The sequence below is a fragment of the Cellulomonas sp. Y8 genome (assembly GCF_008033115.1).
Classification (GTDB): Bacteria; Actinomycetota; Actinomycetes; order Actinomycetales; family Cellulomonadaceae; genus Cellulomonas.
Window position 1 is genome coordinate 508,209 of the sequence record NZ_CP041203.1, and the last position, 18,586, is coordinate 526,794.

Annotated in this window: 20 protein-coding genes and 1 pseudogene; 1 reads left to right on the forward strand and 20 read right to left on the reverse strand. The window is 74.7% G+C overall.

The annotated features are described in order from the left end of the window. Positions 1 to 307 precede the first annotated feature (307 nt). The 10 genes from FKM96_RS02300 to rpsP form a co-directional block, all read right to left on the reverse strand. Positions 308 to 1,837: a YifB family Mg chelatase-like AAA ATPase gene (locus tag FKM96_RS02300; protein ID WP_147793869.1), complete on the reverse strand. Its 1,530-nt coding sequence runs from the start codon at positions 1,835 to 1,837 to the stop codon at positions 308 to 310. Beyond that, positions 1,837 to 2,199, reverse strand: coding sequence for a YraN family protein (locus tag FKM96_RS02305; RefSeq protein WP_147793870.1), 363 nt, complete (start codon positions 2,197 to 2,199; stop codon positions 1,837 to 1,839). Before FKM96_RS02305 ends, FKM96_RS02300 begins: the two co-directional genes overlap by 1 nt. Before the next feature lie 129 nt (positions 2,200 to 2,328). Continuing rightward, positions 2,329 to 2,652 (reverse strand): DUF2469 domain-containing protein, encoded by a 324-nt coding sequence (locus tag FKM96_RS02310; RefSeq protein WP_147793871.1) that lies wholly within the window; start codon positions 2,650 to 2,652, stop codon positions 2,329 to 2,331. A 63-nt stretch (positions 2,653 to 2,715) separates the two neighbouring features. Further along, positions 2,716 to 3,516: a ribonuclease HII gene (locus FKM96_RS02315; RefSeq protein WP_210417348.1), complete on the reverse strand. Its 801-nt coding sequence runs from the start codon at positions 3,514 to 3,516 to the stop codon at positions 2,716 to 2,718. Further along, complete coding sequence (gene lepB, locus FKM96_RS02320; protein WP_246855159.1) at positions 3,513 to 4,241, reverse strand: signal peptidase I; 729 nt, start codon at positions 4,239 to 4,241, stop codon at positions 3,513 to 3,515. The genes FKM96_RS02315 and lepB overlap by 4 nt, the downstream gene beginning before the upstream one ends. 130 nt (positions 4,242 to 4,371) lie before the next feature. Then, a complete protein-coding gene (rplS, locus tag FKM96_RS02325) occupies positions 4,372 to 4,740 on the reverse strand; it encodes a 50S ribosomal protein L19 (protein WP_147793873.1) in 369 nt (122 codons plus the stop codon). A 195-nt stretch (positions 4,741 to 4,935) separates the two neighbouring features. Continuing rightward, a complete protein-coding gene (gene trmD, locus FKM96_RS02330) occupies positions 4,936 to 5,718 on the reverse strand; it encodes a tRNA (guanosine(37)-N1)-methyltransferase TrmD (protein ID WP_147793874.1) in 783 nt (260 codons plus the stop codon). A 1-nt stretch (position 5,719) separates the two neighbouring features. Beyond that, positions 5,720 to 6,295: a ribosome maturation factor RimM gene (rimM, locus tag FKM96_RS02335; RefSeq protein ID WP_147793875.1), complete on the reverse strand. Its 576-nt coding sequence runs from the start codon at positions 6,293 to 6,295 to the stop codon at positions 5,720 to 5,722. Positions 6,296 to 6,431: 136 nt separating this feature from the next. Beyond that, positions 6,432 to 6,671 (reverse strand): RNA-binding protein, encoded by a 240-nt coding sequence (locus FKM96_RS02340; RefSeq protein WP_147793876.1) that lies wholly within the window; start codon positions 6,669 to 6,671, stop codon positions 6,432 to 6,434. Beyond that, positions 6,671 to 7,102 carry a 30S ribosomal protein S16 gene (gene rpsP, locus FKM96_RS02345; RefSeq protein ID WP_147793877.1) on the reverse strand — a complete coding sequence of 144 codons (432 nt, stop codon included), beginning with the start codon at positions 7,100 to 7,102 and terminating at the stop codon, positions 6,671 to 6,673. Before rpsP ends, FKM96_RS02340 begins: the two co-directional genes overlap by 1 nt. Before the next feature lie 364 nt (positions 7,103 to 7,466). On the opposite strand from rpsP, the gene FKM96_RS02350 reads away from it, so the two are divergent. Continuing rightward, positions 7,467 to 8,300 (forward strand): alpha/beta fold hydrolase, encoded by an 834-nt coding sequence (locus FKM96_RS02350; protein ID WP_147793878.1) that lies wholly within the window; start codon positions 7,467 to 7,469, stop codon positions 8,298 to 8,300. Positions 8,301 to 8,310: 10 nt separating this feature from the next. Here FKM96_RS02350 and FKM96_RS02355 read toward each other — a convergent pair whose 3' ends face one another. From FKM96_RS02355 to FKM96_RS02395, 10 genes and pseudogenes are all read right to left on the reverse strand, one after another. Continuing rightward, the gene (locus FKM96_RS02355) at positions 8,311 to 9,399 is read right to left on the reverse strand and encodes an amidohydrolase family protein (protein WP_147793879.1); all 1,089 of its coding nucleotides are present in this window, start codon (positions 9,397 to 9,399) and stop codon (positions 8,311 to 8,313) included. A 34-nt stretch (positions 9,400 to 9,433) separates the two neighbouring features. Continuing rightward, positions 9,434 to 11,038: a signal recognition particle protein gene (gene ffh / locus FKM96_RS02360; protein ID WP_147793880.1), complete on the reverse strand. Its 1,605-nt coding sequence runs from the start codon at positions 11,036 to 11,038 to the stop codon at positions 9,434 to 9,436. A gap of 27 nt (positions 11,039 to 11,065) precedes the next feature. Beyond that, positions 11,066 to 12,862 (reverse strand): [protein-PII] uridylyltransferase, encoded by a 1,797-nt coding sequence (locus FKM96_RS02365; protein ID WP_147793881.1) that lies wholly within the window; start codon positions 12,860 to 12,862, stop codon positions 11,066 to 11,068. Positions 12,863 to 12,881: 19 nt separating this feature from the next. Then, positions 12,882 to 13,223 carry a P-II family nitrogen regulator gene (locus tag FKM96_RS02370; protein WP_147793882.1) on the reverse strand — a complete coding sequence of 114 codons (342 nt, stop codon included), beginning with the start codon at positions 13,221 to 13,223 and terminating at the stop codon, positions 12,882 to 12,884. After that, a pseudogene (locus FKM96_RS02375) lies at positions 13,220 to 14,528 on the reverse strand (ammonium transporter). The gene FKM96_RS02370 and the pseudogene FKM96_RS02375 overlap by 4 nt, the downstream one beginning before the upstream one ends. Before the next feature lie 174 nt (positions 14,529 to 14,702). Further along, entirely contained in the window at positions 14,703 to 15,188 is a 486-nt protein-coding gene (locus FKM96_RS02380; RefSeq protein WP_147793883.1) for a hypothetical protein, read from the reverse strand. Positions 15,189 to 15,787: 599 nt separating this feature from the next. Beyond that, entirely contained in the window at positions 15,788 to 16,444 is a 657-nt protein-coding gene (locus tag FKM96_RS02385; protein ID WP_168216844.1) for an ATP-binding cassette domain-containing protein, read from the reverse strand. Further along, positions 16,441 to 17,562, reverse strand: coding sequence for a peptidoglycan-binding protein (locus FKM96_RS20490; protein ID WP_168216845.1), 1,122 nt, complete (start codon positions 17,560 to 17,562; stop codon positions 16,441 to 16,443). Before FKM96_RS20490 ends, FKM96_RS02385 begins: the two co-directional genes overlap by 4 nt. Further along, entirely contained in the window at positions 17,556 to 18,077 is a 522-nt protein-coding gene (locus FKM96_RS02390; RefSeq protein WP_147793885.1) for a hypothetical protein, read from the reverse strand. The genes FKM96_RS20490 and FKM96_RS02390 overlap by 7 nt, the downstream gene beginning before the upstream one ends. A gap of 71 nt (positions 18,078 to 18,148) precedes the next feature. Beyond that, positions 18,149 to 18,508 carry a hypothetical protein gene (locus FKM96_RS02395; RefSeq protein ID WP_147793886.1) on the reverse strand — a complete coding sequence of 120 codons (360 nt, stop codon included), beginning with the start codon at positions 18,506 to 18,508 and terminating at the stop codon, positions 18,149 to 18,151. Positions 18,509 to 18,586 lie beyond the last annotated feature (78 nt).

Here is an 18,586-nt window from a genome sequence, read left to right on the forward strand (position 1 = left end):
CGTGCGAGCACGCGGTGGGTGCCCGCCGGCCAGGGGTCGGCGGCACCCGCACCGACCGGTCCGAGTCCCCCGTCGGTCTCGGCCGAGGCGGCTGTCCCGGCGTCGGCACGCGCCAGCTCGCGCAGCCGGCGCGCGGCCTCCGTCGGCGTCGCCGTCACCGCCCAGAGCGCCCAGGCGAGCGCCGCCGGGGCGCCCAGGGCAGCCACGACGGCACCCGCCGTCGTGTCGCCGGGCTCCGCGACGATGCTCCACGCGGCCCGAGCCCACGCCTCGCCGCCCCGCTCGGCGGCCACACTCTTCTCCGCGCTCACGCCCCCTGCCCCCGGGTGCGCAGCGCGACGGCCCGTCCGACGTCGTCCGTCGAGGGGGCCGCGCGGCCCGCGAGGTCGGCGACGGTCCAGGCCAGGCGCAGCACCCGGTCGGCGCCGCGGAGGGTGAGCGTGCCCCGGTCGATCCCCCGGTCGACGAGCCCGAGCAGCGCGCGGCCCGGTCCCAGCCGGTCACGGAGCACCCGCCCCGGCACGTCGCCGTTGAGCCGCCAGGGGGTCCCCGACCACCGTCCGGCCTGGGCGCTCCGGGCGGCGGCGACGCGCGCGGCGACGGTGGCGGTGCTCTCGGCGGGCTCCCCGAGCTCGGCCCTCCGGACCGCGGGGACCTCGACCTGGACGTCGACGCGGTCGAGCAGCGGCCCGGAGATCTTGCCGAAGTACCGCCGCCGCTCGAGCGAGCGGCAGGTGCACGCGATCCCGGTCCCGACGGCCCGCCCGCACGGGCAGGGGTTGGCCGCGAGGACGAGCTGGAACCGCGCCGGGTAGCGGGCGGCGCCGGCTGCGCGGTGCACGACGACCTCGCCGTGCTCGAGCGGCTGCCGGAGCGTCTGCAGGACGGCCGTCGGGAACTCAGGGGCCTCGTCGAGGAACAGCACCCCGCGGTGCGCCCGGGACGCCGCGCCCGGCCGCGGCATCCCGGAGCCGCCGCCGACGATGCTGGCGGGCGTCGCGGTGTGGTGCGGGTCCTCGTAAGGGGGCCGGTGCAGCAGCCCGCCGTCGGGGTCGAACGTGCCGGCCACCGAGTGCACGGCGGTGACCTCGACGGCCTCGGCCTCGTCCAGGTCGGGCAGCAGCCCGGGGAGCCGGGAGGCCAGCATGGTCTTGCCCGCCCCGGGCGGCCCCACGAGCAGCAGGTGGTGCCCGCCCGCCGCGGCGACCTCGACGGCCGCACGGGCCTCACCCTGCCCGAGCACGTCGGCGAGGTCCCCGGACGGGGCGCGGTGCGCCCCGCCGACCCGTGCGGGCGGCACGGCTGGGACGTCCGGGACGGCGACGGCCCCGCCGTACCGCCGGACGACCTCTGCGAGGCTCCGGCAGGCGACGACGCGCGCGCCCGGGACCAGGGCGGCCTCGGGCGCGTCGGCCTCCGGGACGACGACGTCGGGGTGCCCGGCGGCGACGGCGGCGGCGACGGCCGGCAGGACGCCCCGCACGGGGCGGAGGCGCCCGTCCAGGCCGAGCTCGCCGAGGTGCACGACGCCCGCGGCCCGCGGCGCCTCCAGGAGCTCGGCCGCGGCGAGCACGGCGACGGCGACCGCGAGGTCGAACCCAGGCCCCGACTTGGGCAGGGCGGCGGGCGACAGGTTGACCGTGATGCGGCGGTTCGGCCAGGTGAGGCCGGTGGACCCGACGGCCGCCCGCACGCGGTCCCGCGCCTCGGCGAGCGAGGCGTCCGGCAGCCCGACCAGCGCGAAGGCGGGCAGCGACGGCGCGAGGTGCGCCTCGACCTCGACCAGGTGCCCGGTGAGCCCGACGAGCCCGACGGCCCGGGTGCGCCCGAGCGCCATCAGCCGATGCCCGCGAGGTGCTCGGCACGGGGCGGGCGCCCGTCGCGCAGCTCCACGGCCACGAGGTCGAGCCGGATCGAGCCGGCGTGCACGTCGTGCTCCGCGAGCCAGGCGGCGAGCAGGACGCGCAGCCGCTGCACCTTCCGCGGCGTCACGGCCTCGTGCGGCGTCCCGTAGGTCGCCGTCCGGCGCGTCTTCACCTCGACGCCGACGACGGCGTCCTCGTCGGGGTCGAGGGCGACGAGGTCGAGCTCGCCGCCCGGCCCGAACCAGTTCCGGTCGAGGACCGTCCAACCCTCGTTCTCCAGCAGCCGCGCCGCCAGGTCCTCACCCAGCCGGCCCGTCTCGTTCCGCGTGCGCATCGGCACCACCTCCGGCACCGAGGCTGCCGGGGCCGGGAGGCGACCCGCCGCCCCGCCCCGGCGGTGCTGGGGACGACGCGCGCAGCCGCGCCTGTGGAGGACTCGGCGCCCGCCCCCCGAGCGGGAGGGCTACCGCCCGAAGCCGCCGCCCGAGCCGAGATCCAGGTCGGCCTTGACCAGCTCCTCGACGTTGACGTCCTTGAACGTCACCACGCGCACGGACTTCACGAACCGCGCGGACCGGTAGACGTCCCACACCCACGCGTCGGCGAGCGTCAGCTCGAAGTACACCTCGCCCGCCGCGGAGCGGACCTGCAGGTCCACGTGGTTCGCCAGGTAGAACCGGCGCTCGGTCTCGACGACGTACGAGAAGAGGCCGACGGCATCGCGGTACTCGCGGTACAGCGCGAGCTCCATCTCGGTCTCGTAGTTCTCCAGGTCCTCGGCGCTCACCGACCCATCATCCCCCATCCGGGCACATCGGCCCGCAACGGGCGCCCGCGCCGGGCCGCGACGTCAGCCCGCGACGTCGAGCGTCAGCGGCTCGCCGGCCAGCAGCGCGTCGTCGAGCGCGGCGGCGCCCGGCACGCCCGCGGCGGTGCCCGCACCCACCCCCGCACCCGCCTCGACGCCCGGCAGCCGCCAGGACGTCCGGTGGTGCGGCGTGGGCCCGAGCCGGCGCAGCGCCGCCAGGTGCTCGGGCGCGGAGTAGCCCTTGTTCTCGGCCCACCCGTACTCGGGGTGGTCGTCGTGCAGCCGGGTCATGATCGCGTCGCGCTCGGTCTTCGCGAGGATGCTCGCGGCGGCGACGGCGGCGCACCGCAGGTCCGCCTTCACGATCGTCCGCACGGGCGGCACGACGTCGAGCACGGCCGGTGGCCCGATCAGCGCGTCCTGCGCCGGTGTGGTCACGTAGTCGTGGTTGCCGTCGAGCAGCAGGGCACCCGGCGCGGTCTCGAGCCCCGCGAGGGCCCGGTGCGCGGCCAGGCGCAGGGCCGCGATGATGCCGTACGCGTCGATCTCGGCGGGCTCGGCGTGCCCGACCGACCAGCAGGCGGCCCAGCGGCGGATGAGGGGGGCGAGCCGCTCGCGCTCGGTGGCGCTCAGCAGCTTGGAGTCCCGGACGCCCTGCGGCACGGCGCGGCTCTCGGCGGTCACCACGACGACGCCCACGGTCACGGGGCCGCTGAGGCTGCCCCGCCCGACCTCGTCGGCGCACGCGAGGGCCGGGACGCCGTCCCGGATGATCTGGCGCTCCACCCGGAGCGTCGGCGCAGCCCGGTTCCAGGCGGTGCGCGCCCGTCCGGCGGCGGTCACGACGGGTCCGGGACGTCGGCGAACACGTCGCCCGGGTTGCGCAGCAGCCCGATCCGGTCGAGGGGCCACAGCTTGACGAACGCGGTGCCGACGACGTCGTCGATCGGCACGGAGCCGCCACCGGGGTCGCCGAGGTGGAACCGCGAGTCCGCGGACTGCTGCCGGTTGTCGCCCATGACCCAGACGGACCCGGAGGGCACCACGACGTCGAACGCGATGTGGCTCGGGCTGGCGCCGGGCGCGAGGTACTCGGACTCGTCGACCGGCTCGCCGTTCACGGTGAGGGGCGACCCGTCGCCCGTCGAGGCGACCCGGTCCCCGGGCAGGCCGATGACGCGCTTGATGAGGTGGTCCTCGGACTGCTGCGGCATGAGGCCGATCGCGATGAGGGCGTCCTGGACGACGTTGGTCTCCGGGACGGTCTGCTGGTCCAGCCAGCCGCCGGGGTCCGAGAACACGACGATGTCGCCCCGGTGGATGTCGAGCGGCCCGGGCGCGAGCTTGCTCACGAGCACGCGGTCGCCCTCGAGCAGGGTGTCGTGCATCGACGCGCTCGGGATGAAGAAGGCCTGCGCGAGGAACGTCTTGACCAGCCACGACAGCACGATCGCGCTGACGAGGATGATCGCGGTCTCCCGCAGGAAGGAGGTGACGGGTCCGCGCCGTCGCTCCTCGGACCTGCCGGCCGCCTCGTGGCCGGCGGGTGCTGCGTGCTGGTCCGTCACCGGATCACTCTCCCACGTCGTCGGACCCGCGCCCACACCCACGCGCCGGTCCGCACCGAACCTCTCCGGCACGACCGACGGGCGGCCACCCCCGTGAGGGGTGACCGCCCGTCGGCGTGCTGCGGAGGTCTCAGGCCTGCTTGGCCGGGACCGCGTCGCGCTTCTCCTTGATCTTGGCCTTCTTGCCGCGGAGGTTGCGCAGGTAGTACAGCTTCGCGCGACGGACGTCACCGCGGGTGAAGACCTCGATGGACTCCAGGGTCGGGGAGTGCACCGGGAAGGTGCGCTCGACGCCGACGCCGAACGAGACCTTGCGGACCGTGAAGGTCTCGCGGATGCCGTCGCCCTGGCGGGCGATCACGACGCCCTGGAAGACCTGGACGCGGGAGCGGTTGCCCTCGACGACCTTGACGTTCACCTTCAGCGTGTCGCCGGGGCGGAAGTCGGGGACGTCGGTGCGCAGCGAAGCCGCGTCGATCGAGTCGAGGATGTGGGACATCGTGTGTCGCTTTCCCGCCGTGCCACAGGTCACGCGCGTCATCGTCGGCGCCTGGGGCGCCGGGTGGCATGAGGTGCGGTGCGCGGCCGATCGCTCGGCGGGCCGTGGTCGCCTCCCCTGTGGCAGAGGCGGGGCCGTCGGGCACCGACCGTCAAGTGTGCCACAGCCGAGCCCCCGCGGTCGAAACCGGGGCCGCTACTCCCCCGCCGGCACGGGCCCGTCGTCGCCCACGACCCACCCGAGGTCGGTCAGCACCGCGCGGTCGGCCTTGTCGAGGTCGGCCGGCGCGAGCCGCGCGAGCAGGTCCGGCCGGCGCGCGGCGGTGCGGGTGAGCGCCTGGTCGCGGCGCCAGCGCTCGACGCGGCCGTGGTGCCCGGACAGCAGCACCTCGGGGACCTCGAGGTCCCGCCAGGCCGGCGGCTTCGTGTACACGGGGTACTCGAGGAGGCTGGCGGCACCGTGCGACTCCTCCACGAGCGAGTGCGGGTTGCCGACGACCCCCGGCAGCAGCCGGACGACGGCCTCGACGAGCACCATCGCCGCCACCTCGCCGCCGTTGAGCACGTAGTCGCCGATGGAGTACTCGCTGACCCGCACGCCCGGCCGGGACGCGTAGTGCGCCGCGACCCGGGCGTCGATGCCCTCGTACCGCCCGCAGGCGATCACGAGGTGCGCGTCGGCGGCCCACGCCTCCGCGTGCCGCTGGGTGAGCGGGGCGCCGGACGGCGTCGGCAGCAGCAGGTGGCTGCCCTCGGTCACCAGGTCGTCGAGGGCCGCGCCCCAGACGTCGGGCTTCATCACCATGCCGGCGCCGCCGCCGAACGGGGTGTCGTCGACGGTGCGGTGCCGGTCGGTGGTCCAGTCGCGCAGGTCGTGCACGCGCAGGTCGACCAGGCCGCTCGTGCGGGCCTTGCCCACCAGCGACAGGCCGAGCGGGCTCAGGTAGTCCGGGAAGATCGAGACGATGTCGATGCGCACGTCAGTCGTCGTCCCCCGTCGCGTCGCCGCGCGTCTCGTCGCTGACCACGAGGTTCGCCGCGTCCGACGCCAGCAGCCCGCCGGGCGGGTCCAGCACCACCCGGCCGCCGGGGACGTCCACGACCGGCACGATCGCGCGCACGAACGGCACCAGCGTCCGCGCGCCGTCGGGCTCCCGCAGCACCAGGGCGTCCTGCGCCGGCAGGTGCTCCAGACCGACGACCTCGCCGAGCAGCCGGCCGTCGACGTGCTCGGCGCGCAGCCCGGCGAGCTCGTGCGGGTACCAGGCGTCCTCGTCGTCGTCGGCGGTGCTCGCGTCGTCCGCGACCTCCACGACCAGGTCGACGCCCCGCAGCGCCTCGGCCGCGGTGCGGTCGGGCGCCTCCGCGAACGTGACGTACCAGCGCCCCTGCTGCTCGCGGGTGCGCGCGACCGTCAGGGGGCCGCGGTCGGCGGGCTCCGTCGCGAGCACCGCACCGGCCGCGAGGCGCGCCGCGGGGTCGTCGGTGCGCACGTCGAGGGCGACCTCGCCGCGCAGGCCGTGCGCGCGGCCGATCCGGGCGACCGTCAGCAGCATGGGGTTCCTCTCGGGGGGTCCGGCTCCGGGCCGGACCAGCGTACGGGTGCGGGCACGACACAGGCCCGGCCCCTGCTCGGGACCGGGCCTGTGCCGGTGTCTCACCGGCCGGCGCGAGGCCGACCGGGTGCGCGGCTCACCGCCGGGCGACGTCCACGACGTCCACGCGGACCGGACCCTCGGACGACAGCGCGCCGACGACGGTGCGCAGCGCGCGGGCGGTCCGGCCGCCGCGGCCGATGACCCGCCCGAGGTCGTCCGGGTGCACCCGGACCTCGAGCAGGTCACCGCGGCGGAGCGTGCGGGCGTCGACCCGCACGTCGTCCGGGTGGTCGACGATGCCCCGGACCAGGTGCTCCAGCGCGTCGGCGAGCATCAGGCCTGCTCGTCCTCGGCCGGCGCCTCGTCGGCGGCCGGTGCCTCGGCCGCGGCGGCCTTCTTCTCGGACGCCTTGGCCTTGGCCTTCTCGGCGTCCGCGGCGACGGCGTCGACAGCGGCCTTCACGTCGGCCGGGGCGGCCTTCGTGCGCAGGGTGCCCTCGGCGCCCGGGAGGCCCTTGAACTTCTGCCAGTCGCCGGTGACCTTGAGGAGCGCCAGGACCTGCTCGGTCGGCTGGGCGCCGACGGACAGCCAGTACTGCGCGCGCTCCGAGGAGATGTCGATGAGCGACGGCTCCTCGGTCGGGTGGTACTTGCCGATCTCCTCGATGACGCGACCGTCACGCTTGGTGCGGGAGTCCGCGACGACGACGCGGTAGTACGGCGCCCGGATCTTGCCGAGACGCTTGAGGCGGATCTTGGTGGCCACGGTGTGGTCTTCTCCTGGATGTCTGCGAGGCGGCCGTCGCGGTTCGCACGTGGGGCATGCGGTCCGGTCCGGCCTGGAGGACACGGCATCGAGCGGGTAGAGGGGCCGCGCGCGCCGAGTACAGCAGGCCATTGTGCCAGACCGCCGCCGGTGCGGGCGACCCTGCGCGCGCGTGCCCCGGGTCACGCTGCTTCCCGCCCCACGACCCCCACCGATTCTCGCGGAACCACCCGCCGGATCGGGCGGGCCGGCGAGAACCGGGAGGGGAACGGGACCCGGCCGCCCGAGCGTGCCGACCCCGCCCGCCGGAGGGTCACCCGCGCCGGGTGCGTCGCCGCCGCCCGCGCGCTGCCACGATCGCGGCATGACCGCCGTGGACTGGGAGACGCGCGAGGTGGAGGTCGCCGGGCGCCCCGTCACGGTGCGCGTCGGCCCCGAGGTCCCGGGGGCCACGCCGCTGGTGCACGTGCACGGGTTCGCGGTGTCGGGCCGGTACCTGCTGCCGACCGCCGCCGCGCTGGCCGACCGCGGCACGACGTACGTCCCCGACCTGCCCGGCCACGGCGCGAGCCCCGGCCCGCGGCCGCCGCTGTCGATCCCGCACCTCGCGGACGCCCTGCTCGGCACCCTCGACGCGCTGGACCTGGACCGGGTGGTGCTCGTCGGCAACTCGATGGGCGGGCCGGTGAGCCTGGAGGCCGCGCACCGCGCACCGGACCGGGTCGCGGGGATCGTGCTCGCCTCCCCCGCCGGCGGCGCGCACAACCAGCCGCTGGCGCGCGCCGTGGTCCAGCTGCTCCGCGACTCGGTCCGCGAGGACGTGCGGATGGGCCGGTACTCGCTGCCGGACTACGCGCACTACGGCGCGGTGCCCGCGCTGGCCGCGTTCCGGGAGATGGTGCAGTTCCCGTCCCTGGAGCGGCTGCTGCGCACCCCGGTGCCGACGCTCGCGGTGGTCGGGTCGCGCGACCCGCTGATGCCGCCGCCGCACCGGGTGCGGGAGCTCGCGCACCTCGGGCCGGGACACCTGACGGTGGTCGTGATCCTGGGCGCGGCGCACGCGATGAACTACAGCCACCCCGACGAGCTGGCGCACGCGGTGCGGTGCTGGCTCGACGGGCGGCCGATCACGGACGACCCCGCGGCGCACGCCCGGACCCGGGTGCTGCAGGTGGCGCAGGGCGACGCGCCCGCCTGAGCCGCGCCCGTCACGCCACCCGCGCCCCGCGCAGCACCACCGCGCGCGGCGCCGCGAGCACCCCGATGTCCTCCCGCGGGTCCGCGTCGTACACCACGAGGTCCGCGCTCTCCCCCTCGGCGAGCCCCGGCACCCCGAGCCACGCCCGGGTCCGCCACGACGCCGCCGCCACCACCTCGCGCGCGGGGAGCCCCGCCGCGACCAGCTCGGCCGCCTCGTCCGCGATCCGCCCGTGCCCGATCGTGCCGCCCGCGTCGGTGCCGACCAGGATCGGCACCCCTGCGTCGTGCAGGTCGCGGACGTGCGCGTACCGGCGCGCGTGCATCCGCCGCATCCGGGCTGCGTACACCGGGTACTTCTCGGCCCGCCCGGCGATCTCCCCGAACTGGGCCACCTGCAGCAGCGTCGCCGTCACCGGGATGCCGGCCGCCGCGATGCGGGCGATGTGCCGGTCCTCCGCGCCGGTGGCGTGCTCGAGGCAGTCGACGCCCGCGTCCAGGAGCCCGTCGAGCGCCTCGCCCGAGAAGGTGTGCGCCGTGACCCGGGCCCCCGCCTCGTGCGCGACCCGCACCGCGGACGCCAGCACGTCGTCCGGCCACAGCGGCCGCAGGTCGCCGTCGGGGCCGAGGTCCCGGTCGATCCAGTCGGCGACGAGCTTGACCCAGCCGTCGCCCCGCGCCGCCTCCTCGGCCACGGCGCCCGGCAGCGCGTCGGCGGACGCGAGCTCCCGCCCGTAGTGCCGCAGGTACCGCTTCGGCAGCGCGAGGTGCCGCCCGGCGCGGATCAGCCGCGGCAGGTCCTCGCGGGCGTGCACCCACCCGGTGTCGGCGGGCGAGCCGGCGTCGCGGACCAGCAGCACCCCGGCCTCCCGGTCGGCCACCGCCTGCGCCTCGGCGGTGGCCCGGTCGACGGCCCCCTCGGCGGCGAGCCCGATGTGGCAGTGCACGTCCACCAGGCCCGGGACCACCCACCCGTCGACCGACGTCCAGTCCCCGCCCGGCCGGTCGAACGTCAGCCGCCCGCCGATGACCCACGCCTCGCCGACGACCCGGTCGTCGTCCAGGACGACCGGGCCGGTCAGGTGCAGCACGTCCCCCATCCACGCCCCCTCGCGCGATCCGGGTCCGCGGCCGTCAGCGGCCGAGGAACTTCTGCAGGTCCTCGATGCTCGACGGGTCGAACGCGTCCTGCTGCTGCGGGGCGCCGCCGCCGATGCCGAACGCCGAGCCCTTCGCGGCGGGCGCGGCGGCCGGCGCGATGCCCGCGGCGCGGTCGGCGGCGGCCTTCTCCTGCTGCGCGCGCTTGGCCGGGTTGCCGGACTTGCCCTTGGCCTTCTTGGACGGGGCGACGCGGCCGCGGCCCTTCTTGCCCGTGCCCGGCAGGTTGCCCATGCCGGGGATCGGCATGCCGCCGCCCTTGGCCATCTGCTGCATCATCTTCTGCGCCCCGGCGAACCGCTCCAGCAGGCCGTTGACGTCGGAGACCTCGACGCCGGAGCCGCGCGCGATGCGGGCGCGGCGGGAGCCGTTGATGATCTTCGGGTTGTCGCGCTCGGCCGGGGTCATCGAGCGGATGATCGCCTCGACCCGGTCGACCTCGCGCTCGTCGAAGTTCTCGATGGCCTCGCGCATCTGCCCCATGCCGGGGAGCATGCCGAGCATCTTCTTCATCGAGCCCATGTTCTTCAGCTGCTGCATCTGCTGCAGGAAGTCCGCGAGCGTGAAGCCCTGGCCGGAGGCGAGCTTGCCCGCCATCTCCTCGGCCTGCTCGGCGTCGAACGCCCGCTCCGCCTGCTCGATGAGGGTGAGCACGTCACCCATGTCGAGGATGCGGGAGGCCATCCGGTCGGGGTGGAACACCTCGAAGTCGGTGAGCTTCTCACCGGTCGACGCGAACAGGATCGGCCGGCCGGTGACCGACGCGACGGACAGCGCGGCGCCACCGCGGGCGTCGCCGTCGAGCTTGGACAGCACGACGCCGGTGAACCCGACGCCCTCCTGGAAGGCCGTGGCGGTGGCGACGGCGTCCTGGCCGATCATCGCGTCGATGACGAACAGGATCTCGTCCGGGCTGACGGCGTCGCGGATGTCCGCGGCCTGCCGCATGAGCTCGGCGTCCACGCCGAGGCGGCCGGCGGTGTCGACGATGAGCACGTCGTGCTGGCGCGCCTGCGCGGTGGCCAGGCCCTCGCGGGCGACGGCGACCGGGTCGGCGCCGGCGACGACGTCGAGCTCGCTGCCCTGGTTGCCCGGGTGCGGCGCGAACACCGGCACGCCGGCCCGCTCGCCGACGACCTGGAGCTGGGTGACGGCGTTGGGGCGCTGCAGGTCGGCCGCGACCAGCAGCGGCGTGTGGCCCTGCGACTTCAGGTGCAGCGCGAGCTTGCCGGCGAGCGTGGTCTTGCCCGCGCCCTGGAGGCCCGCGAGCAGGATGACGCTCGGCGGGTTCTTCGCGAGGTGCAGCGGCCGGTTCTGGCCGCCGAGGATCGACACCAGCTCGTCGTTGACGATCTTGACGACCTGCTGCGCCGGGTTGAGCGCGCCCGAGACCTCGGCGGAGAGCGCGCGCTCCCGCACGGCGCCGGTGAACTGGCGCACCACCGGGACGGCGACGTCGGCGTCCAGCAGGGCGCGGCGGATCTCGCGCACGGTGGCGTCGATGTCCGCCTCGGACAGCCGCCCCTTGGAGCGCAGGTTCTTGAAGGTCGACGTCAGTCGGTCGGACAGGGTGGCGAACACCGCGCGATCCTCACGCTCTCTCGGCGGTCAGGGACGTCCCAGGGTACCCGCCAGCCGGGCCGACGCCCGCGCCACGAGGTCGTCGACGAGCTGGGCGCGCCAAGCGGTCCACGCGGTGGGTCCGGCGGACGACGCGTCGGCCTCGGTGAGGGCCCGGAGCAGGGCGAGCAGGTCGGGCCGGTGGTCGACCGCCGCGAGCAGCGCGTCGACCGTCGCCGGGTCGTCCGGGTCGGACCCGGTGGCGAGCTCGGACAGCGTCAGGTGCTCCCGCACCAGACGCGCGACGTCCGCGGCGTCGTCCGGGCCGAACCCCATGCGGGCCACGACCGGACCCGCCAGGCGCGCGCCCTCGACGGAGTGGTCCCCCGCCCCCGCGCGCTTGCCGATGTCGTGCAGCAGGGCGGCGACCAGCAGGACCTCCGGCCGGTCGACGGTCCGGCGCAGCCCGGCGGCGCGCGCGGCGGCCTCGACGAGGTGCCGGTCGACGGTGTGCCGGTGGATGGGCGAGCGCTGGGGACGGTTCCGCACGCCGGCCCACTCGGGGATCCAGGTGGTGACCACGCCCGCGAGGTCGAGCGCCTCCCACACCGGCACCTGCGCCGGGCCGGTGGCGAGCAGCTGCACCAGCAGGGTGCGCGCGGCCTTCGGCCAGGGCTCGGGCAGCGGCGGCGTGCGCTCCAGGCTGGTGACGGTGATGGGCGACAGCGTGAGCCCGGTGCGCGCGGCGGTCGCGGCGGCGCGCAGGGACAGCAGCGGGTCGGCCGCCGGCTGGGCGTCGGCCGCGAGCACCAGCTCGCCGTCGTGCTCGACCAGGCCCTCGCCGACGGTGCGCAGCCGCGGGGCCGTCCGCCGGCCGCGCACCAGCACCGGGCGCCGCGCCGGGCGGGCCAGGGCCTGCCGCGCGTTCCGGGCGGTGCTGTCCAGCGCGTAGGACACGACGCGGCCGGCCTCGGCCAGGCCGGCCAGCAGGTCGTCGCGGTCCCCCACGCCCAGCAGCTCGGCGACCTCGTCCTGGTCGGCGAGCAGCAGCCGGTTCGTGTGCCTCCGGCTGACGGTCTGCACCGCGTCGCGCACGTCGAGCAGGTGCGCGTGCGCGCGGTCGACGGCGCCGTGCGGGCGGTCGGTCAGCCAGGTCGCGGCCAGCGCGGACAGCACGACCGCGTCCCGGATGCCGCCGCGGGCCTCCTTGAGGTCCGGCTCGATCAGGTACGCGAGCTCGCCGTGCCGCTCCGCGCGCTGCCGGGTGGACGCCAGCAGCTCGGGCAGCCGGCGCCTGGCGGCGGACCGCCAGTCCGCCAGCAGGGCGGACCGGGCCCGGTGGATGATGCCGGGGTCGCCCGCGACGGGGCGCAGGTCGAGCAGGCCGACCGCCGCGGGCAGGTCCTTCGACGCGACCTGCCGGCACTGGGCCAGCGACCGCACCGAGTGGTCGAGGTCCAGCCCCGCGTCCCAGATCGGGTACCAGAGCCGGTCCGCGAGCCCCGCGAGCTCCTCCGCGGAGTGCCCGCGCCCGTCGTGCACCAGCAGCAGGTCGAGGTCGCTGGCCGGGCTCGCGTCGCCGCGGCCCACACTGCCGACCGCGCCGAGGCCGATGCCCGGCGTCTCGCGCCCCTCGGTGGCGTCCTCCCAGAGCTCGACCAGGCGCCGGAGCACGAGGTCCGAGACCGCCTGCCGGCGCGCGGCGCCGTCGCCGTCCGGGCCGGACAGCCGCGCCGCGAGGTCGAGCCGCTCGACCCGGAGGTCCCGCACCCCCACGTGCTGGGGGTGCGGGACCTCCGGGGTCTCGCCGCCGGCCGTGCCCCCTGACGACCGTGCGTCGATCATGCTCGGGCGGACCGCCCGGTCACAGGGCCTCGGGCCCGTGCTCGCCGGTGCGGACCCGGGCGACGTCCTCGACCGGGACGACCCAGACCTTGCCGTCGCCGATCTTGCCGGTCTGCGCGGCCTTCACGATCACCTCGACGACACCGGGGGTGTCCTCGTCCGTGACCAGCACGTCGATCTTGACCTTCGGGACCAGGTCGACCGTGTACTCGGCCCCCCGGTAGACCTCGGTGTGACCGCGCTGGCGGCCGTAGCCGCTGGCCTCGCTCACCGTCAGGCCGCGGATCCCCGCCGCCTCGAGGGCGGACTTCACGTCGTCGAGCCGATGCGGCTGGATGACCGCCGTCACGAGCTTCGTCATGCCTTCACCTCCGTCACCACGCGGGCGCCGCCCAGCGTCTCGTAACCCGTCTCACCGTGCACGGCCAGGTCGATCCCGCCGACCTCGGCCTCCTCGCTGACCCGCCAGCCCATCGTGGCCTTCAGGATGAACCCGATGACCGCGGTCACCGAGCCGGAGAAGATCAGCGCCAGCACGGCGATGACCACCTGGACCACGAGCAGCTTGACGCCGTCGCCGAAGAACAGGCCACCCTCGGCGGCCAGGAACCCGATGCCGATGGTGCCGACGAGGCCACCCACCAGGTGGACGCCGACCACGTCGAGCGAGTCGTCGAAGCCGAACCGGTACTTCAGGCCGACCGCGAGGGCGCACAGCGCACCGGCGACCACGCCCAGGACGATGGCGGTGACCGGACGCAGGGCACCCGCGGCCGGGGTGATGGCGACCAGACCCGCGACGACGCCGGACGCGGCACCGAGCGAGGTGGCGTGGCCGTCGCGGATCTTCTCCGTGATGAGCCAGCCGATCATCGCGGCCGCGGTGGCGGCGGTGGTGTTCACCCAGGCGAGGCCCGCGGTGCCGTCGGCGGTGAACGCCGAGCCCGCGTTGAAGCCGAACCAGCCGAACCACAGCAGCGCGGCGCCCAGCATCACGAACGGCAGGCTGTGCGGGCGCATCGGCTCCTTGCCGAAGCCCTTGCGCCGGCCGACGATCAGCGCGAGCACCAGGCCCGCGATACCGGCGTTGATGTGCACGACGGTGCCGCCGGCGAAGTCGATCGGTGCGACCGTGGCCGCCCCGTCGGTGGTGCCGAAGAGCATCGCGGCGATGCCGTTCTCCGAGCCGGACAGCGCGCCGCCGCCCCAGACCATGTGCGCCAGCGGGAAGTAGCTGAACGTCGCGAACAGCGCGGTGAACGCGACCCAGGTGCCGAACTTCACGCGGTCGGCGATCGCGCCGGAGACCAGCGCGACGGTGATGATCGCGAACGTCACCTGGAAGGCCACGCCGACGATGACCGGCACGCCGTACCCGTCGATCAGGTACTCGCCGTTCTCGTCCCAGATCGCGCCCGACAGACCGAACTGGTCGAACGGGGTTGCCGAAGATCCCCGCGACGTCCGAGCCGTAGGACATCGACCAGCCCCAGAACACGTACACCACGGCGACCACCGCGATGCTGATGAACGACATCATCATCATGTTGAGCACGGACTTGCCGCGCACCATGCCGCCGTAGAAGAACGCCAGTCCCGGCGTCATGAGCAGCACCAGGGACGCTGACGTCAGCATCCAGGCTGTCGCTCCGGTGTCCAGATCCATGTGGAACGCCTCTCCCCTCGCCGGCCGGTCTGCCGGATCGGGCACCAGAGTCGTGCGCGGCCGTTTCGCGACGGCGCCACCGGTGTTACACCGATGTGACGAGCGGTCCGCGCGCGTCAACATCGTGTTACGGGACGGCCCGCGTCTCAGGGGGCGGGACGAACGGTGGGCGGTTCACCGCTCCTTCAACGCTCGGAAGACGGAACCGCGCCCCACCACGAGCAGCCCTGCTACCGGGAAGGTCGCGATGCTGACCAGCAACCGAGCGCAGTCGAGCAGGGTGAGATCGCGGACGACCTCGTGCGCGAGTTCCGGCGCAACCACGAGCGCCGCCCCTGCGATGCCGACGAGCAAGGGTGTGAGCACGAGGACCACGGTGTCGACCGCCAGGAGCAACGCGATCGTGCCAGTGTCTGCGCCGAGCAACCTGTGCAGCGCGAAGTCGGCCCGCCGGGTGCTCCACACCGCCAGGATCGCTGACAGCACCACCCCTGCGGCGATGGCCCACCACCAGCCTGACGCCCGTCCGGCCAGCTGGGACTCGGGATCGGCGGCTCTGGTGAAGTCGGCGAGCGGCAAGGGTGCCGACGCGGTGGAGGAGGACCAGGTCACGAGCGCGGCCAGCACGGCGTCTCGATGGCTGGGGTCGACGTCGACCAAGCACCGGGTCCACACGGCCCACGGCGGGAGCCACGGCCAGGATGTGCCGGTCAGCGACCGGCTCGCGGGCTGTCCCCGTGCTGGGCACCGAGGCCACTTCCGCGCGGCCTCGTGAGCCCGAGGAATCCACCCAGGCGAGGCTGTGGCCCGTGCTCACGCCGGCGCTCGCGGCGAGATAGGGTCCCACAAGCACCTGCCCGGCGAGGGGAGCGGCCGTCCCCGGCCAGAGCACCTGGAGATAGCCGGACGTGACCTGGTCGAGCTCGTACCGGGCACCGGGTGCGGACACCAGGCGTACCGGCTCGGTCGAGATCCTGCCCCCGGCCGCTCGGACGCCCGTCCACGACCCGACGACGGCACACGTCGCCGCGTCGACCCCCGCGCCGCGCGGACCCGTGAGAGACAGCACGAACCGGCCCGACTGCACGTGCTCGTCCCAGGTCGCGTGGATGTGGGACGTGTCGCGTGACGTCAGCACGAGAGTCGACGCCCCGCACGCACACGAGAGCACACCGCGACGAGCACGCTGAGGATCCACCGGGCTGTGAGATCGCGGACCGCCTCGCCCACGACATGGCGGAGCCGGGCGCGCGAGCGCGTCACCGCACCCGTCCGTCGACCAGCTCCAGCACCGTGCTGCACCGCTCGGCCACCCAGTAGTCGTGCGTCGCGATGACGACGAGCCGGCCGGCGTCCTCGACCGCCAGCAGGGCGTCGACGACACGGTCGCGCGAGCGCGCGTCGAGCGACGCGGTCGGTTCATCCGCGATCACGATCGGCGCGCCCTGCGCCAGCGCACGCGCCACCGCGACCCTCTGCCGCTCTCCGCCCGACAACCGCCGCACCTGAGTCTGCGCCCACTCCTCCATGCCGAGCTCCGCGAGCACCGCGTCCGCGATCGCGCACGACCGTGCTCTCGTGAGTCCCTTGTGCAAGGGGCCGAGCGCGACGTTCGACCGGGCCGAGCGAGCTCCGAGCAGCGCGGTGGTCTGCATGACCCACGCTGTGTCACGGCTGTCCACCCGCGAGTCGGCGTAGCGGACCACACCAGCGCTGGCCGCGAGCAGACCCCCGATCACGGCGAGCAGTGTCGTCTTGCCCGAGCCCGAAGGTCCGACCAACGCCACGGAGCACGCCTTGGGCACACGGGCTTCAACCCCGTCGAGCACGCAGCGATCACCGAACGCGACCCGGATGCCCGACACCGCCAGGCCTCCGGCGTACTCGCCCTCGACACCTCGAAGGGCGTCGCTCACCTCTCCGCCGCCGAACCACCGGGAACCTGCACGAGGTCCGAGGACGCGAGCCCGCCGACGACGACCGTTGTCGACACCCCGCCGGACCCGATGATCTCCACATCGACCTCGATCTGAGCTCCGGTCCGTTGCACCCGGACGCTCGGCCTCCCTTCTGGATCCACGTGCACCGCTGCTGAGGGAACGGCCCAGCTGCCGACCACCGGCTCTGAGACGGCGACGGCGTCGACACCGGCGGCGCCCGGTTCGATAGCGGCGGCGAGCACGAGCAGACTCGCGTCGTCGACACGGCGCCGGTCCTCGGTCAGTTCCATGGCGGAGCCGCGAACCCGGAGCTCGGCCTCGGCGGGCACAGTCCGCGCGTCCGTTCCGAGATCGACGCCCTCCGGGAGCATGGACGCGTCACCGTCATCCGGCACCGCCGCTTGACCGGTGACCACCGCGCGCGCCACCCAGTCCTCGGACGTGACCCGGGCTGCAACGAGGTTGGCCGCGCTCCGGAGGACCTGCGAACCGGGTGCAGGAGCAGGTGCGCCGACTACGAGGTCGACGGTCGTCACGACCAGCTCAGGTGCGGTCAGGTGCACGAACCACGCAGGGTCGAGGACCTCGGTCTGCGGCGCGCCCAGCTCGGTGGCGAGCGCACGGACGCCAGCTGCGGTCTTCCGGTCGAACCGATCGCCCGGGCCGCGTGAGAGCCCACGCTGCTCGAGCAAAGCGTGCAGCACGCCGACATCCGGCCCTCGGTCGCCACGCCGGAGATGGCGCGAGAACGGCCGTTCACCAGCAAACCCGATGCGAGTCACACCGGCGACGACCGCCACCTGATCACCACTGCGCAGTACATCCCCCGCGCCCACGTGGAGCACCTCGACGATGCCGTCCCACGCCGGGGCCACGACGACGGGTCCCGCCGTCCATGACAGGGCCAGACCGAGCCGTTGCTCGACCTGCCCTGACAGCGGACGGACGGTCGCCCACGCCGGCTCGTCGCCCGCGAGCCGGACACCACCCGCCTCGCGGCTCAAGGCTCCGACCACGGCCACGGGTCCGCCCACCCACACGAGGACGACCACGCCTGCGAGGGCCAGGCGCACCACACCGGGGGCGTTCACCACGAGACTCCGATGCTCTCGAGCTCTGGACGCAGCCTGAGGGTGACGTCCGAGATGCACTCCGCGAGCTGGCTCTCAGCATCGCGTCCGATCCGGGACGCCATCTCGCGGGCGTTACGCACCTCCGCGGCTATCGGATGCCCGTGATCAGCCATGCAGGCGAGGGTGTCGACCCGGATGTCGACGTCCATCACGGCATCGTGGGTGGAGACGTAAGCAGCCTGAACGGTCCACAGGTGCTGTTGCGAGCAGTCGTCGCTGACGGCCCAGACGTCCTCCTCGGCCATCGCGCCGATGGGGAAGCCGAACTCCAGGGTCAAGTTATCGACCGGCGACAGCACGGGTTCGGTGATGCCGTTGGCTCCACGCTCGGCGCAGGCACGGGTGTTGTCGATCGCCTGCTCGTACTCGGCGGCTGTGACGACGCCGTCCTCAAGCAACCGGACCTGGCTGTCCCAGCCGTTCGCACGAGCCTCGGCTTCCGCCTCGGCGACGGATTGGTAGACGAGCTCCCGCACCACCTCACTCTCGTCATCTCCAGGTCCGCACGCGGAGAGCACCATCCCGCCGCCCCCGAGGGCGACACCGATCAGGAGAGCGTGACGGCGCACGACGGGCAGCCCTTGTGGCGTCCGGTCGTGTCTCCGAGCCCCGACGCCGCGTGCCTGGCGGTGCCCCGGACGCTCGGCGACGTCGTCCACTTGACGGCGCCCCCGTGGTTGAGGCCCGCTACCAGCTTGTCGTTGCACGAGCCGCTGTAGTGACTGGTGACCGCCTGGCCGTTCGTCAGATCGCCCGAGCTCGAGACCCAGTTGTCGCCGCACGACCTGCTCACGGCCCTGTTGAAGCCGAACGCCTCCGCCGGGTCGGCGTGGACGAGCACCGACCCACCGATGACCAGGGCCGTGACGGGAAGGACGGCGACGAGTCGCCGGAGGAAGGTGGGCATGCTGCCGCTCCGTTCGTTCGAACTGCGGCTGATGTCGTCCTGAACGCTAGCGATACCCGCGAGGCGACCACAACGCCA

Excerpts from the sequence above, each read along its gene's own strand:
- FKM96_RS02300 (WP_147793869.1), bottom strand. The coding sequence starts at position 1,837 with ATGGCGCTCGGGCGCACCCGGGCCGTCGGGCTCGTCGGGCTCACCGGG.
- FKM96_RS02305 (WP_147793870.1), bottom strand. The coding sequence starts at position 2,199 with ATGCGCACGCGGAACGAGACGGGCCGGCTGGGTGAGGACCTGGCGGCG.
- rplS (WP_147793873.1), bottom strand. The coding sequence starts at position 4,740 with ATGTCCCACATCCTCGACTCGATCGACGCGGCTTCGCTGCGCACCGAC.
- rimM (WP_147793875.1), bottom strand. The coding sequence starts at position 6,295 with ATGCTGCTGACGGTCGCCCGGATCGGCCGCGCGCACGGCCTGCGCGGC.
- FKM96_RS02340 (WP_147793876.1), bottom strand. The coding sequence starts at position 6,671 with ATGCTCGCCGACGCGCTGGAGCACCTGGTCCGGGGCATCGTCGACCAC.
- FKM96_RS02350 (WP_147793878.1), top strand. The coding sequence starts at position 7,467 with ATGACCGCCGTGGACTGGGAGACGCGCGAGGTGGAGGTCGCCGGGCGC.
- FKM96_RS02355 (WP_147793879.1), bottom strand. The coding sequence starts at position 9,399 with ATGGGGGACGTGCTGCACCTGACCGGCCCGGTCGTCCTGGACGACGAC.
- FKM96_RS02365 (WP_147793881.1), bottom strand. The coding sequence starts at position 12,862 with ATGATCGACGCACGGTCGTCAGGGGGCACGGCCGGCGGCGAGACCCCG.
- FKM96_RS02370 (WP_147793882.1), bottom strand. The coding sequence starts at position 13,223 with ATGACGAAGCTCGTGACGGCGGTCATCCAGCCGCATCGGCTCGACGAC.
- FKM96_RS02395 (WP_147793886.1), bottom strand. The coding sequence starts at position 18,508 with ATGCCCACCTTCCTCCGGCGACTCGTCGCCGTCCTTCCCGTCACGGCC.